This is a genomic window from Kaistia algarum (assembly GCF_026343945.1).
Taxonomy (GTDB): Bacteria; Pseudomonadota; Alphaproteobacteria; order Rhizobiales; family Kaistiaceae; genus Kaistia; species Kaistia algarum.
The window spans coordinates 765,476-779,544 of sequence record NZ_JAPKNJ010000001.1; the positions used below are offsets into that span (position 1 = coordinate 765,476).

The following is a 14,069-nucleotide window of genomic DNA, read 5'->3' on the forward strand; positions in this document are numbered from 1 at the left end:
CCCGGAGCGTTGGCTAGAGCGCAGGGCCTCGACCTCTGCTCCGTGGAGCTTCCCATGTGCCTTGGTTGTCATCCGAGTTTCGTCGCTGCGCTTCGCGAATTATCCACGCCATCGCGCAGACAGGTGCTGCTGAAGAGCGCCGGGGCTCTGGCAAGTGGGCCGTTTCTCGCCGAGGCGATCATCCGTCCCGCGCGAGCTGATGGCGACTTGAACGAGCAGGTGACGCGCGGCCTTGAGGCGGCACCTGCGGAGACGACGGTGACGATCCATGTCGCCGGGCGAATTGTGACCATGGAAGCCGCCAATCCGACCGCAGAGGCCGTGGCCGTCTCAGGCAAGCGCATCGTCGCGATCGGCAGCCTAGACGAGGTAAAGGCGGCGATCGGTGACCAGCCCTTCACGATCGACGAGACATTCAAGGCCAAGGTCGTAATGCCCGGCTTCATCGATCAACATCTCCACCCCGTCCTCGGCGCGCTGACGTTAGCCGTCGCCGTGATCGCGCCGGAGGACTGGGTGCTTCCGGGCAAGATCTTCAAGGCTGCCGGCAGCGAGGCCGGCTACCGCGCACGGTTGAAGCAAGCGGAGGCGGAGATCGCCACCCCCTCCGACTGGCTGATCTCCTGGGGCTATCAGCCGCTGTGGCACGGGCCTCTCGACCGCGCGGTGCTCGACGGCCTGTCTTCGACCCGGCCGATCGCTGTATGGCACCGCTCTTGCCACGAGTTCTTCTTCAACACCCCCGCGCTCGAAGCGCTCGGCATCACCGAGGCGTCAACCCAAGGCAAGGGTCTCTGGAGCGAGCAGTCCAGTTGGCAGGAAGGCCATTTCTGGGAAGGCGGCCTCAATCTGATGATGACGCCGTTCCTGAAGGTGCTGATCACGCCCGACCGACTTTCCTTCGGCTTGAGGCAGATGGTCGCCTATGAGCATTCCAAGGGAGTGACCGCCTATAACGAGCCCGGCGCGCTCTACACGCCCGACATGTGGAAAGTTTATGAGCAGATCCTCGGCGCTCCCGACACGCCGATGTACTCGACCTTCATCGCCGATGGCCGCGGCATTCCCGATCGCGTCGGCATGGACAAGGCGCTGGCCGCCACGGCCGAGCAGATCGCCGTCGCGCCAGACACCGCCGGCGACAAGCTCATGTTCTTCCCCGGCCAGATCAAACTCTTCGCCGATGGCGCCATCATCTCGCAGCTGATGCAGATGAAGGATGGCTATCTCGACGGCCATCAGGGCGCCTGGATCCTGACGCCGGACGAGATCGAGGCGCGCTCCAAGCTCTATTGGGACGCCGGCTATCGGCTGCACATTCACGTCAATGGCGATCTTGGTCTCGAAGTGGTGCTCGACATGCTGGAGCGGCGCATGCGGGAGAACCCGCAGCCTGACCATCGCAGCGTGATCGTGCATTTCGCCAATTCCTCGGAGGACCAGGTCGCGCGCATCGCACGGCTCGGCGCCATCGTCAGCGCCAATCCGTATTATCCGGTCGGCTTCGCCGACAAGTTCGGCGCGTTCGGCCTCGGCCCGGCCCGTGCCGACGTTATGGTGCGCGCCCGCTCGGTCGTCGACCACGGCATCCCGCTCTCCTATCATTCGGACCTGCCGATGGGGCCGAGCGATCCGCTCTATCTCGCCTGGTGCGGCGTCAACCGCATCACGCCCTCGGGCCGCGTCGCCGGACCGGAACAGCGGGTGAGCGTCGATCAGGCGCTGCGCGCCATCACCATCGAGGCGGCCTATTCCTGGCGCAAGGAGACGGAGCTCGGTTCGATCGCGCCCGGCAAGATCGCCAATTTCACTGTGCTCGATGCCGACCCCTATGCGGTTCCGCCCGAGACGCTGAAGGATGTCCCCATCTGGGGCACCGTCTTCGAGGGCAGGCTCTTTCCGATAGCAGCGCGGGGCTGATGTGAGCGACTGGCAGAAGAACAACCCGGGCGGCACCGTCGAGGCGGCGATCGACGGGCTCGGCATTCTCGCGCGCCGCCGGATCGAGGCGGAGATCATCAAGCCGATCTATGAGGAGATGGTCGCCCGCTTCGGCCGCGAGGCCGCGCGGGAAGCGCTGAAGGCCGCCATCACCAGGGCGGCGATCGAATCGGGCAAACGCTTCGCCGCGGCGCAAAACGGCCCGGTCGACCTCGTCTCCTTCGCCGCGCTGCAGCCGAAATGGCGCCAGGACGACGCGCTCCACATCGAAGTCCTCTCCGAGACTCCGGAGCGCTTCGACTATGACGTCACGCGCTGCCGCTATGCCGAGATGTACCATGCGATGGGCCTCGGCGAGATCGGCGACATCCTCTCCTGCCAGCGCGATGGGACGTTCTGCCAGGGCTACGATCCGCGCATCCAGATGACGCGGACGACCACAATCATGTCGGGCGCCAAACGCTGTGACTTCCGCTACAGTATGCGGGACGAGGTAGGCTGAGGCCTATAGCACGCCAAAGCGAGCAAGCACCGCCGCAGTGCCGACCGTGAGGGTCTCGATGGGCTTCCGGTCAGCCTCGCTGAGCGCCGCCGCCAGTTGCCGCTCACGGTCGAGACCGATGGCGGGGACGCCACCGAACGGCCCCATGTCGCTCTCGTCCAGCGCCACGCCGCGCCAGCTTGGCCGCAGCAGGGCTTCGTCGAAGCTGAGATCCAGGAACCGGCAGAGCCGTTCCATCGTGGTGCGACGCTCGGCGAGGAGCGACGAGAAGGTAGCAATCTCCACCTGGCTCGGCGCCTTCGCAAAAGCGAGCGCCGCGGCCATGTTCACCAACGACCATTTCCGCGCATAGCTGGCCGCATCGAGGCCGGGATGGCGGCGGCGCATATCGGCGAAGCCGGCCAGCGGATCGCGAACGACGTGAAGGATGCGGGCGTCCGGGAAATCGGCGAACAGGCGGCCCGCGTCGATGATGATGACGGGGCAATGGCCGAGCACCGGCCTCCAACCGGAAGGGGCCCCGGAAAGGCGAAGGAAGGTTTCGATATAGGCCTCGATGAAGGCAGCCTGCGAGCGATCCGCTCCGGCGCGCCAGCGTTCGGCGGTCGCGCGCCGCCAGTCATCGAGGGCGACACGGACCGGGTAGTCGCGATGCTTGGCACGGTCCGGATCCGTGAGCACGGCCTTCAATTCGCGATCCGATATGGCATCGAAGGCAGCCTCCGCCCTGCCCTGCTCCAGAAAGTGCGCGAGGCGCGGCCAGCGGAAACGGCCATGGAACCAGTCCGGCGACAGGCGATCGACAGCCTCGCCATCGGCACCGAGCAACAACTCGAACGGCCAGATATCGAGGCCCGGATGGCCGTCGAACAGCCGGTGCAGGAACCCGCCGCCGCTGTCGTTCCAGGCCGAGATCTCGATAAGCCGCATCGCCGGCCTCAGGCGCCAAGCGCGGCACGGATGCCCGCGGCGATTGACGCAGCGTCAATGCCGCAATGAGCGCGCATCGCCTCTTGCGAAAGAATGACGCCGCGGGTCGCGCCATCGCCGACGGCGAAAGGCAGCAGCCGGGTGCGCGTACCGCGCATCGCGAGCAGCGGCGCGATGGTGTCGCGGAGGCCGCCGATCTCGCTGTGCTCCTCGATCGTCGCGACGAGGGCGAATCCGGAAATGGCGTCCAGCACCGCCGCCGCGTCGAGCGGCTTCAGTACCGGCACAGACAGCAGCCTTACGCCGATGCCGCCTTCGGCGAGGCGATCCGCCGCCGCTACCGCTTCGGTCAGGATGCCGCCGGTGCTGAGCAGCACCACGTCATCGCCTTCGCGCATGTGGATCGGCGCGATTGGAGGTACGGCCAAGGGCGCAGCATGAACGACGGGCTCGCCGGCCCGGCCGAGCCGAATGTATCCGGGCCCCGGAATCTCAGCGAGATGGCGGGTGAGCGCCCGCGTCTCATGCGGATCACCGGGGGCCATAACGCGCATTCCCGGCAAAGCCCGCATCACGGCGAAATCCTCGATCGCATGGTGGGTATAGCCTTGCGCGCCATAGGAAAAGCCGCCGCCGACCGCCGCAACCACGACATGGGCCTGGTGGTAGCAGACATCGACCCGGATCTGTTCGAGGCAGCGCTGGGTCGGGAAATTGCCGATCGAGTAGACGAACACCTTGAAGCCGGAAAGCGCGAGCCCCGCCGCGACACCGATCAAATTCTGCTCGGAGACGCCGACATTCACATAGCGATCGGGAAATTCCGCCGCGAAAGGCTCCAGCACCGAGAAGCCGAGATCGGCGTTCAGCAGGAAGATGTCGTCGTCGCGGCGCGCCGCCTCGATGAGTGTCTCGATGAAGGCGGTCCTCATCCGACGGCCTCCACCTCGGCGATGGCGGCGACCAGCTGCTCCGGAGAGGGAGGGCGATAATGCCAGAGCAGATCATTCTCCATGAAGGAGACGCCCTTGCCCTTCACGGTATGGGCTAGAATCGCGATCGGGCGCTCCGAAGGCTCGGGGCGCTTCAGCGCATCATGGATCGCCGCGTGATCGTGCCCGTCGATCTCGCGTACCGCCCAGCCGAAGGCGCGCCATTTGTCGGCGAAGGGTTCCAGCGCCAGCACATCCTCGACGCGGCCGAAGCTTTGGATCTTGTTGTAGTCGATGATCGCAACGAGGTTGGAAAGCCGATTGTGAGGCGCGAACAGGGCCGCCTCCCAGGTCGATCCTTCGTCGCATTCGCCGTCGCTCAAAAGCGCGAAAGCCCGCATAGGCCGCTTTTTCCGCAGCCCCGCGAGCGCGAAGCCGGCGGCAATCGACAGGCCGTGGCCGAGCGATCCGGACGACACCTCGACGCCGGGATTGCCCGAATGCGTCACATGGCCGGAAAGCGGCTGCCCGTCCCGGCCATAGCCCTCCAGCCGCTCGATCGGAAAATAGCCGCTCTCGGCCAACACCGCATAGACGATTGCGGCGGCATGGCCCTTGGAGACGACGACGCGGTCGCGATCGGGCCAGCCCGGCTCGTCGGGGCGAAAGCGGAGGACACCGCCATAGAGCACGGCGAGCAGGTCGGCCATGGAAAGGCAGGAGCCGATATGCGACGACCGCGATGCGGCCACCATGCGGAGGGCGTGGACCCGTAGGCGCCGCGCGAGGGCTGGAGTGGAAGCGGCGATGTCCATGCTAGGCCCGGATGCGCGAAAAGGCGGGATAGGCGTCGATGTCGCGATCCATCAGCCGGCGCGCCTCGATCCCGGCAAGGCGATCGCGGTACCAGGCGGCGGTCCGCGCCACGGCCTCGTCGACATTCCAGGCCGGCATCCAGCCGAGTTCGCGCCGCGCCAGCGAGGAATCGAGCGACAGGAAACCGGCCTCGGCGGGCTTTGCCGCCGCGCCGCCGGCCAGTTGCCAGGCGGCGCCCGCTCCCCAGGCGGCGACGAAGCGATCGGCAACGGTAGCCGCGGGAACGGCATCCTCGATCGCCGGGCCGAAATTCCAGCCATGGTTGCCGGAAGCCCCCCTGCCTACGAGATCCTCGGCCAGCAGCAGATAGCCGCAAAGCGGTTCGAGGACGTGCTGCCAGGGCCGCACCGAGCCAGGGTTGCGCACCTGAAGCGGCGCCCCTCTCGCCAAGGCACGCGCGGCATCCGGCAGCAGGCGGTGCTCGGCCCAGTCGCCGCCACCAATGACGTTTCCGGCGCGTGCGGCGGCGATGCGCGCGGCGCCCTCATGACGGAAGAAGGACAGTGCCATGGCTTCAGCGACGATCTCGGCCGCCGCCTTCGACGCGCTATAGGGATCCTTGCCGCCGAGCGGATCGCCCTCGCGAAAGGCACGGCCGCTCTCCTCGTTGCGATAGACCTTGTCACTGGTCACCACGATAACGGCCTTGACCTCCGGAGCGCGACGCGCCGCCTCCAGCAGATGCACCGTGCCCATGATGTTGTCGGCGAATGTGTCGACCGGCGCCTCATAGGATTTGAGCACGATCGGCTGCGCGGCAAGATGAAACACGATCTCGGCGCCTGAACGGCGAAGTGCCTCGCTGAGCCCGGCGAGGTCACGCACATCGCCCTCGACGTGAGTGTGGCCGCCGATCGAAAGGTCCCGGTAGAGCAGCGTTTCGCGGTCGTCACGGCCGAAGCCGGTGCTGCGCGCGCCGGCACGCGACAGAAGATAGGCGAGCCAGCTCCCCTTGAAGCCCATATGGCCGGTCACGAAGACCGAACGGCCCGACCAGAACGCCGGATCGAGGCTGCGCAAGCGCTGATCCTCCCAGTTCGCCCGATGAAGCGCTACCACAGAAAGCGCAGCAGCGGATTGATGCCGTCCTCGCGCCTCGCCACCGGAAAGCGCGGATTCTTGACGCCCGGCAGGATCTGCACATCGTAAAGCTGGTAGCCCTCAGGCCAGGTCAGAGACGCCACCGTCTTCCCGGTGTGCCGGTCGATAGCGACCACGCCACAGCGCGACGAGGCGGAATCAATTCCCGGCGCATAAGGCTCATATTTCGCGATGACCTTGGAAAGCCCGACGAAGATCAAGTCGCCGGCAAAGGCGAGGCCGCGGGTGAAGCCGGGCAGCGTCGCGATCGGGACATAGCGCGCCGTGCCGGCGTCGAGGTTCTCGTAATTCTCGACATAGCCGATCGTCCCAAACCCGGAATCGCAGATCCAGAGGCGGCCGCCGTCGAGCTTGGCCGAATGCGGGCAGGTCAGCCCGCGCAAGATCGGCTCGCGCGTCTCGCCGGCAAAGACGACGCCCTTGCCCTTCGGGCCATAGCCCTCCTTCCAGGGTTTGGCGCCGGTCACGAGGTCGGAGAAGCCGGTATAGAAGCTCACATCCGGCGTGTCGTTCGGGGCGACCGAATTCAGCTGGAAATAGTTCTGGTTGAAGGCGGCGGCGCCGAGCCCGTCCAGCGCCTTCGGCCACCAGACCCGTTCGAAGCCGCGATCGAGGTCGACTTTCGCGAGGAAATTATGGCCGGTGATCGTGGCGTAGAGGTCGCCGCCCATGCGGACCAGATCGTGAATATAGAGCGTGCCGGGAAGATAGCGCGCCTGTCGCGGCAGGAACAGCGTACCCGGCTGGTCGAGATCCAGGTCATCGGGGGCGATCTCCGCGCCGGCGGCGCTCGGCTCATAGGGCGTCAGCCAGACGAGGATGTTAGGCGTGCGCGTCGACGAGACCACCAGTTCGCGCGTCGCCGGATCGAAGGCGAAGCCGGAGGGATGCGGCAGCGGGAAGGCGGATTGCAGTGCCTTCCCGTCCTTGCCGTCGAGCGCCAATACGAAGTGCTCATATTCGCGCGTGACGCAGAGCGAATAATCCGCCGCCGCCAGGAGATCGAAGAAGCCGCCCTCATCCTCGAACTGCAGCCATTCCGCCGGAAGATCGGCGCTCCATTCATTCGGCCCGGTGCCGATATTGGCGGTCTCGCGCGTAAATTGCCGGCTCGGCACAGCCTCGCTCATGGGACCCTTCTCCCGCCGCATTGCGCGATACACGACATCAGGCCCATGCCTTCCAGGGGGCGTTGCCGCCCTCCCAGAGCCGGTTGACATGCTCGACGTCGCGCGCCGTATCGATGCCCTGCCAGAAGCCGCGATGCTGATAGGCGACGAGTTCGCCATCCGCCGCCAGCCTTTCCAGCGGCGCCCGCTCAAGGACGCAATCCTCGTCGGTGGTGAGATAATCGAACACGCGCGGCTCGAAGACGAAGAAACCGCCGCTGATCCAGGTGTCGCCCGAGACCGGCTTCTCGGTGAACTGCCCGACTCGGCCATCCGGGCCGATATCGAGCGCTCCGAAGCGCGAGGGCGGGCGGACCGCCGTCACTGTCGCGATCCGGCCATGCGACCGATGAAAGGCGTAGAGCGCCGCCACATCCACATCGGCGATGCCGTCGCCATAGGTGAGGAAGAAGGGTGCATCCTGGAGATGCGGCTTCAACCGGGCGACACGGCCGCCCGTCTGAGTCAGCGCGCCGGTCTCTACCAGATCGACGATCCAGTCCTCCGTATCCGTGCCGGATATCTCTACCGAGCCGGTTCTCAAGTCGATGCGGGCCGAATTGTGCCGCAAGCGGTAATTGGCGAAATATTCCTTGACGATCTCGCTGCGATAGCCGAGCGCGACGCAGAAATTCGCGACGCCGTAATGGCCGAAGACTTTCATCACATGCCAGAGGATCGGGTGCGCACCGATCTCGATCATCGGCTTCGGGATCAGGCGTGTCAGGTCCTGCATGCGGGTGCCGAGCCCGCCCGCCAGGATGACCGCCTTCAACTCATGGCATTCCATGGCGCTACGCCTCCCTCGCGCTCAGCCGGTCTTGTTGCCGGCTATCCCTCGCCCCATCTGCGGCGCCCCCCAGGGGCTCCAAATTGATGAGTTCGCGCTCGACGAGAACGTCACCCTGGCGAACCTGAAAGTGAATGGCGGAAATATATTCGCCGAGCAGTCCGATCAAAGCGAGCTGGACGCCCGACAGGAAGAACAGCGCCACGATCAGCGTCGCAATGCCCGGCGGAGCCAGATGCGGCGAGATCAGATTGATGATGAGCTGGACGAAGCCATAAAGCACCGAGAGGGCAGCGAGTGAAAAGCCGAGAAAGATCGCAAGCCGCATCGGGAAGTTCGTGAACGAGATGATGCCGTTCAGCGCCTGGTCGACAAGGTCATAGGCCTTGTTCTTGGATATGCCGGCGCGCCGCCCCCGCCACGTATATTCGAAGGCGATCGACTCCTTGGCAAAGCCGACATTGGCGATCATGCCGCGGATATACGGGTAATAGTCGCGAAAGCGCAAAAGCGAATCGACGATTTTGCGATCCAGCAGCTGGAACTCCGCGACATTCTCGGGAATGTCGATATTGGAGAAGCGGTTGACCATGCCGTAGTAGGCGCCGCGCAGGAAGCGCATCACTGCGCCCTCCTCCCGGTTGGCCCGCACGCCGTAGACGCGCAGATACCCCGCCTCCCAGCGCTCGACGAGGTCGGGAATGAGCTCTGGAGGGTCCTGCAGATCGACCGGCAGCATCGGCACGACCGCCTCGCCGCGCGTATGGCGCATGGCATTGAAAGTCGAGCGAAAGGGTCCGTAGTTTCGCGCATTTACGACAATGCGAACGCGCGGATCAGCAGCAGTAATCTCGCGCAATATATCGACCGTGCGGTCCTTCGAGCTGTTGTCCGCGAAGATGTGTTCATAGTCGTATTGTTCGAGCGGCCCGCCGGCGTCGAACAGCTGTCGCACCGCCTCGTAGCACGCCTCGACATTCAGCTCTTCATTGTAGCAGGGCGAGACGACGCTGATCAGCCGGCGCTTCATGAGCCCTCCCTCTGCCTGAAGACGATGAACTTGAACACGAGATAGGAGATAATCGCAAATGGCAGCACGAGAAGGCCCTGCGCCAGGGCTGGGCGCACTCCCGCCGCGACCAGTTCGCGAAGCGCGAGCGCATTGACGACGTAGAGTGCGGCATAGGAGGCGAAGAAGTGCACGATGCGGTTCGGCGATGAATGGCGGAACACCAGGCGACCGGTCGTGACATAGTTGAAGCAGGCGCCAATCGACGTGGAGACGGCGAGCGCCAGTTCCGGCCTCAGGCCGACGGCGATCCAGAACAGATAGACCAGATAGCCGAAGATCGTATTGAGGATGCCGACGCCGATGAACCGGGCCGGCCGGTGTTGAATCAATCGGATTGCGAGGGCCTTCATCGTCATCCTGCCTTGGCTTCGTCGTAGATCCAGAGATTGTCGAGATACCACCGAACAGTCTCGGCAAGGCCCTCGCGGAGCGGAATTTCAGGCTCCCAGTTGAGATCGCGCCGCAACCGCGAGATATCGGCCTCGAGATGCATGACCTGATCCGGCCGATAGGCCACCTCGCCGATCCCGAGTGGCAAGTCCGGATCGACGGCATCGCGGATGAACTCGGCGGTGCTGCGCAGCGGCGGCGCACTTCCCGAACCCAGATTATAGATGCCCCGCGCTGCCGGCATCTCGATCGCACGGCGCAGTGCCCGCGCCGCGTCGCGGACATGCAAGAAGTCCCATCGCTGCTCCGCGGCCGTCATAGGAGGACGTTTTCCCGCCGCCAGATCACGGATCAACGAGGGAATCAGCCAGTGTGGATTGTCGCGCGGCCCATAGGTCGAGAAAACGCGCAACCAGACGAACCGCATCCCTCGCCTCTCGGCGGAACTGGCGAGAAGCCGACCCGCGGCAAGCTTCGCTTCGCCATAAGCGGTGGTCGGCGCTGTCGGGGCATCCGGCGTGATCGCGCCCTCGCGTGGGCCGTATTCTGCCTGGGAGCCGAGGCCGAGGAAGATTGTCGCCCCGGCGCGATGTGCGATCTCCATAAGATCGGTCGACAGCGAAATATTGTCGGCTTGCGAGGCGCTGTTGCGATCGCGGCCCGCAACCCCGCTCCAGGCGAGATGGGCAACGGCATCCGGCGCGAAGTCGCCCAGCGCCTGCGACCAGCCGGAGGGGGAACCGAGATCGCCGGCCAGGATGACCGCCCGATCCCGCCATGGATCGAGACGCCAGGCTCTCGGATCTCGCACCAGAACGGCAACCTCATGCCCGCCATCCAGCAACGCCTCGCCGAGATGCGAGCCGATGAAGCCGGAACCGCCGGTGAGCAGGATTTTCAAGGATTGTTCCCCGTGGTGGATGAGGGTGCGGAAAGCCCAAATGCGATGCTCGCGCCAAGCGTCGCCAGATTGCCCACCGCTCGCCGCCTGGCAACCCCCCTCACTGCCTGCATTGTCCGCTCGTGAGACGAAGTCGATGGCGTGCGACCACCACGACGTTCGGGAAGCTCGAAAATCGAGCGATTGCAACCAAAAAACAACCTTAGATTGTTACGGGCAGATGCTCCAACTACAGGCCAGTAGTGAGAAACGTCCAACGAACCAATAGTGCGCGTTCTGTAAGATCAGGGCGCCAATGGTTAATCCGACTGCCGACGCCCATCCGTCAACGGCGCAGCCTTACCAAGGTTCGCGCTCGTTCGGCCTCGACATCATGCGAGCCGTCGCCATCCTCTCCGTGGTCTATCTCCACGGCTATTACTTCTTTCCGTCCGACGTCTATTTCGCCTTCGCGATCGATGGCGTCTCGGTGTTTTTCGTTCTCAGTGGCTATCTCATCGGCCGGATCGTGATCGACGTCTTCGTCGAACAGAGCGCCAATTGGAGCGTTCTTCGTCGGTTCTGGATCCGACGCTGGCTCCGCACGCTGCCCAATTACTATCTCGTGTTGGTGTTTCTGCTCTTGCTGAGCGTCCTATCCGGGAAGGCCTTTCCGCCGGAAGCGCCGCTCTATTTCCTGTTCTCACAGAATCTATTCCAGATCCACCCCGCGTTCTTCCCTGAGGCGTGGTCGCTAAGCCTGGAGGAATGGTTCTATCTTGTGTTTCCGCTTGCCGCATTCCTGCTGCTTCGCCACTTGCGGCCCGACCTTCGCCGCCGATATTTTCTGTTCATGATATGTGTGGCGATTCTCGGCTTCACGGCCGTCCGAACCCTTGTCGCCGCCTCCAACGACATCGGCAGCTTCCAGCAATGGGACGAACTGCTGCGCAAGCGGGTGCTGACCTACAGCGACGCGATCGCGATCGGCGTGTTCGCGGTCTATGGGCAGCGGTACGCGCCGTTCCTGTGGCGCCTGGCACCACGCCGCATGCTCGCAGCCGGGCTGGCAATCCTGGTGATCGACCGCGTTCTGTTCATGCAGGGCGGCTTCTACGTCAAATATCTGTCCCTGTCCGTCGTTCCCCTCGCTACCGCTCTCCTGCTTCCGCTTCTTTCCTCGCTTCGCGGCAATTCCTCGATCGGAGCGAGGGTCATCTATTTCTTCAGCCGAATCTCCTATTCCATGTATCTTGTTCATTTCTCGCTCGTGATGCTGACCCTGCTTCCCTCCCTTCCATTTGCCGCAGGGCGCGGACCTTACGTCGCCTATCTTTGCTACTGGCTGCTCACCATAGGCATTGCGACGTTGCTGAATCGCTATTGGGAAATACCGTTCATGAACCTTCGCGACCGCGTCTTCACCGCGAACCGGCAGAAGTCGGCCACAGCCAGCGACGTTACGCATTGACGCAGGTCTGATCGATTGCAGAGGCACGAAGCCCGAAGCTGTGGCATCGAAGGCTAGACCGCGGGTCCGTCCGCCACCCGGCCCTGCCGGAGAGCGGGATGGATCAAGCCAACAGCGGATAGCCGAGCTCCTCCGCCGTCCGTTTCATCTGCGCGCACCGCGCATAATCGGCCAAATCCAGCCGGCTGAAGCCGGAGATGAAGAGCGTGTCGCGGATGGGCGCGAGAGCCGGATCGGCCATGGCCCGCTCAATCGCGCGGCGAAGGTTTTCGAGATCGGATCGGCTTGTCAAACCCGAGGTGATGAGTGGCAGGCCCGGCGCGGCTTCGGTCCAGCCGATCGTGCAGAGACCATCCAACTCTGCCGGTTCGAACCGTTCGACAAGGGCGAACGTAACGCAATCGATCGCCGCGAGATCGGCGGCTCCGGAGCGGACGAGTTCAAGCGAGCGGCGATGGGCGCCGCTTTCGATGGCGGAGCCGAAGAAGCGGCCGCGCTCAGCCAGGGGGGCCACCAGCGCGCGCAGCGAATTATAGCCCGATTGCGAATCGGTGCTGTTGAAGGCAGCGACGCGGCCGCGGAAGTCGGTCAGCGCGCGGCCGGCATCGGCGTCCCGAACCACGATCCGGCTGCGGTAGTGGAAGCCATCGCAGCCTTCGGTAGAGAGCTGGAACGCGCCGACCACTTTCACGTCACGGCAAAGCCCCTCGACGAGCGGATAGCCGCAGGTCTGGCTCAGGAGCACATCGGGCCGACGCCAGTGCTCGCCGAGGTCCTCGGGCCAGTCCAGATGATCCGGAGCCTCTAGCCCCGTCCGGCGCAGATGGTCGGCAAAGCCTTCCCAGAGCCGTTCAACCGATCGGCGGTTGACGCCGTACATCGGCAGAGAAACGATCCTCGGCGACGTCGCTTTCATGACCCATTGTCGGACAGGGCCGCGCCGTCGGCAAGCGGCGCGCGCCCGAACGGATGGGCTACCGCGTCATGCGGCCGGAAGAGATAGCGCCTGGCCACGTCGAAATACGAAGCATAGACGAGGCCGCCATTTTCCCGGATCAGCCGTTCCCGGTTCTGGCGATACCATTCCGGGATCGCATACCAGGGCAGGGTCGGCAGGGAATGATGCACGACATGCAGGTTGTTGAAGAGGAAGAGCGGCCCGAGCAGGCGCGCATTCTCGACGATCGCCGTGCGCTCGATGACGGACGCCTCGGCGCGGTGCTCCGCGAAGGAGCGGATCAGCAGGATCGAGGTACCAGGATAGACGATGGCGAAGACGTAGAAGGCGAGATCCATCCGCGCGACGAAGACGAGCCACAGAACCACCGGAACGAGATGGACGATGTGCGCGAGCCAGATGCGCCGCGCCGGCCCTTCGCCGCGCCACAGGGCGCCGGCCTCGGTGCACCAGAAGCAGGCGACGTTCCAGGCCGGGCCAAGAATCATCCGGCCGAGCAGCGTCGATTGCGCCAGGATCAGTGTATGGCCGATCGGACCGAGTCGTTGCCAGGCCGCTTCCGTCCAATAGCGCGATTCCGGGTCGTCGAGCGGGTCGGTGAGGCGCTCGTCGCGATGATGGATGAGATGGGAGATGCGATAGCTCTCGAAGGGCAGCCAGAGCGACAGCGGCGGCGTCGCGAGCAGGCAGTTCAACCGGCGCGAGAATGTCGGATGGCCATGCAGCATTTCATGCTGGAGCGAGGAATGCAGCGCGAGCAGAACGGCACCGACAAGCGAGACTATCCACCAGGGCAGCGCGGCGTGAAAATAGGTGAGCGCCAGCCATGCCGAATAGGCACCCCCGACCAGCGCCAGCGTCGGCCATTCCACCGCAGCAGATTTCCGGGTGGCAAGCACAGTTCTGGCGTTGCGGCGAGCTATCGCTCCGCCGGCTAGAAGGTCCGACATGACGGGATTTCAACAGGTTCGGGGATTATACTGAAAGGGCCGCAAGGCGAGGCCCGTCTAGGAAGGCTCCTTGTGTGGCGTGCCATCGAAGATCGGCCGCGTCGACC

Annotated in this window: 14 protein-coding genes; 3 read left to right on the forward strand and 11 right to left on the reverse strand. The window is 64.5% G+C overall.

Annotated elements, in window-relative coordinates; all coding sequences use genetic code 11:
- Window positions 1-54: 54 nt before the first annotated feature.
- Window positions 55-1,920 (forward strand): amidohydrolase, encoded by a 1,866-nt coding sequence (locus OSH05_RS03845; protein ID WP_104217495.1) that lies wholly within the window; start codon window positions 55-57, stop codon window positions 1,918-1,920.
- 1 nt (window position 1,921) lies between these two features.
- Window positions 1,922-2,443, forward strand: coding sequence for an L-2-amino-thiazoline-4-carboxylic acid hydrolase (locus OSH05_RS03850; protein WP_104217494.1), 522 nt, complete (start codon window positions 1,922-1,924; stop codon window positions 2,441-2,443).
- 3 nt (window positions 2,444-2,446) lie between these two features.
- Here the strand turns inward: OSH05_RS03850 and OSH05_RS03855 are convergent, their stop codons facing one another.
- Genes OSH05_RS03855 through OSH05_RS03895 form a run of 9 tightly spaced genes read right to left on the reverse strand, consistent with a single transcriptional unit; the run spans window position 2,447 to window position 10,604 of the window.
- Window positions 2,447-3,373 carry a sulfotransferase gene (locus tag OSH05_RS03855; protein ID WP_104217493.1) on the reverse strand — a complete coding sequence of 309 codons (927 nt, stop codon included), beginning with the start codon at window positions 3,371-3,373 and terminating at the stop codon, window positions 2,447-2,449.
- An 8-nt stretch (window positions 3,374-3,381) separates the two neighbouring features.
- On the reverse strand, window positions 3,382-4,305 hold the full coding sequence (locus OSH05_RS03860) for a transketolase family protein (protein WP_104217492.1): 924 nt from the start codon (window positions 4,303-4,305) through the stop codon (window positions 3,382-3,384).
- A complete protein-coding gene (locus tag OSH05_RS03865) occupies window positions 4,302-5,120 on the reverse strand; it encodes a transketolase (RefSeq protein WP_104217491.1) in 819 nt (272 codons plus the stop codon). Before OSH05_RS03865 ends, OSH05_RS03860 begins: the two co-directional genes overlap by 4 nt.
- Window position 5,121: 1 nt before the next feature.
- Window positions 5,122-6,201: a CDP-glucose 4,6-dehydratase gene (gene rfbG, locus OSH05_RS03870; protein WP_266352044.1), complete on the reverse strand. Its 1,080-nt coding sequence runs from the start codon at window positions 6,199-6,201 to the stop codon at window positions 5,122-5,124.
- A 32-nt stretch (window positions 6,202-6,233) separates the two neighbouring features.
- A complete protein-coding gene (locus tag OSH05_RS03875; protein ID WP_165801459.1) occupies window positions 6,234-7,412 on the reverse strand; it encodes a DUF4915 domain-containing protein in 1,179 nt (392 codons plus the stop codon).
- A 37-nt stretch (window positions 7,413-7,449) separates the two neighbouring features.
- Window positions 7,450-8,226 (reverse strand): glucose-1-phosphate cytidylyltransferase, encoded by a 777-nt coding sequence (gene rfbF / locus OSH05_RS03880; protein ID WP_104217695.1) that lies wholly within the window; start codon window positions 8,224-8,226, stop codon window positions 7,450-7,452.
- 19 nt (window positions 8,227-8,245) lie between these two features.
- Complete coding sequence (locus tag OSH05_RS03885) at window positions 8,246-9,271, reverse strand: glycosyltransferase family 2 protein (protein WP_104217489.1); 1,026 nt, start codon at window positions 9,269-9,271, stop codon at window positions 8,246-8,248.
- On the reverse strand, window positions 9,268-9,663 hold the full coding sequence (locus tag OSH05_RS03890; RefSeq protein ID WP_165801458.1) for a GtrA family protein: 396 nt from the start codon (window positions 9,661-9,663) through the stop codon (window positions 9,268-9,270). The genes OSH05_RS03885 and OSH05_RS03890 overlap by 4 nt, the downstream gene beginning before the upstream one ends.
- A 2-nt stretch (window positions 9,664-9,665) precedes the next feature.
- Entirely contained in the window at window positions 9,666-10,604 is a 939-nt protein-coding gene (locus OSH05_RS03895) for an NAD-dependent epimerase/dehydratase family protein (RefSeq protein WP_104217487.1), read from the reverse strand.
- Between the two features lie 295 nt (window positions 10,605-10,899).
- Between OSH05_RS03895 and OSH05_RS03900 the strand changes: the two genes are divergently transcribed.
- On the forward strand, window positions 10,900-12,054 hold the full coding sequence (locus OSH05_RS03900; RefSeq protein WP_104217486.1) for an acyltransferase family protein: 1,155 nt from the start codon (window positions 10,900-10,902) through the stop codon (window positions 12,052-12,054).
- A gap of 103 nt (window positions 12,055-12,157) precedes the next feature.
- Here the strand turns inward: OSH05_RS03900 and OSH05_RS03905 are convergent, their stop codons facing one another.
- Entirely contained in the window at window positions 12,158-12,970 is an 813-nt protein-coding gene (locus OSH05_RS03905; protein ID WP_207778687.1) for a phosphate/phosphite/phosphonate ABC transporter substrate-binding protein, read from the reverse strand.
- A complete protein-coding gene (locus OSH05_RS03910) occupies window positions 12,967-13,884 on the reverse strand; it encodes a fatty acid desaturase (protein ID WP_266352045.1) in 918 nt (305 codons plus the stop codon). The genes OSH05_RS03905 and OSH05_RS03910 overlap by 4 nt, the downstream gene beginning before the upstream one ends.
- Window positions 13,885-14,069: the final 185 nt, after the last annotated feature.

What these genes read in the sequence shown, in the direction of transcription:
- OSH05_RS03845 (WP_104217495.1), top strand. Translation starts at nt 55, where the DNA reads ATGTGCCTTGGTTGTCATCCGAGTTTCGTCGCTGCGCTTCGCGAATTA.
- OSH05_RS03855 (WP_104217493.1), bottom strand. Translation starts at nt 3,373, where the DNA reads ATGCGGCTTATCGAGATCTCGGCCTGGAACGACAGCGGCGGCGGGTTC.
- OSH05_RS03860 (WP_104217492.1), bottom strand. Translation starts at nt 4,305, where the DNA reads ATGAGGACCGCCTTCATCGAGACACTCATCGAGGCGGCGCGCCGCGAC.
- OSH05_RS03865 (WP_104217491.1), bottom strand. Translation starts at nt 5,120, where the DNA reads ATGGACATCGCCGCTTCCACTCCAGCCCTCGCGCGGCGCCTACGGGTC.
- OSH05_RS03875 (WP_165801459.1), bottom strand. Translation starts at nt 7,412, where the DNA reads ATGAGCGAGGCTGTGCCGAGCCGGCAATTTACGCGCGAGACCGCCAAT.
- OSH05_RS03885 (WP_104217489.1), bottom strand. Translation starts at nt 9,271, where the DNA reads ATGAAGCGCCGGCTGATCAGCGTCGTCTCGCCCTGCTACAATGAAGAG.
- OSH05_RS03890 (WP_165801458.1), bottom strand. Translation starts at nt 9,663, where the DNA reads ATGAAGGCCCTCGCAATCCGATTGATTCAACACCGGCCGGCCCGGTTC.
- OSH05_RS03900 (WP_104217486.1), top strand. Translation starts at nt 10,900, where the DNA reads ATGGTTAATCCGACTGCCGACGCCCATCCGTCAACGGCGCAGCCTTAC.
- OSH05_RS03905 (WP_207778687.1), bottom strand. Translation starts at nt 12,970, where the DNA reads ATGAAAGCGACGTCGCCGAGGATCGTTTCTCTGCCGATGTACGGCGTC.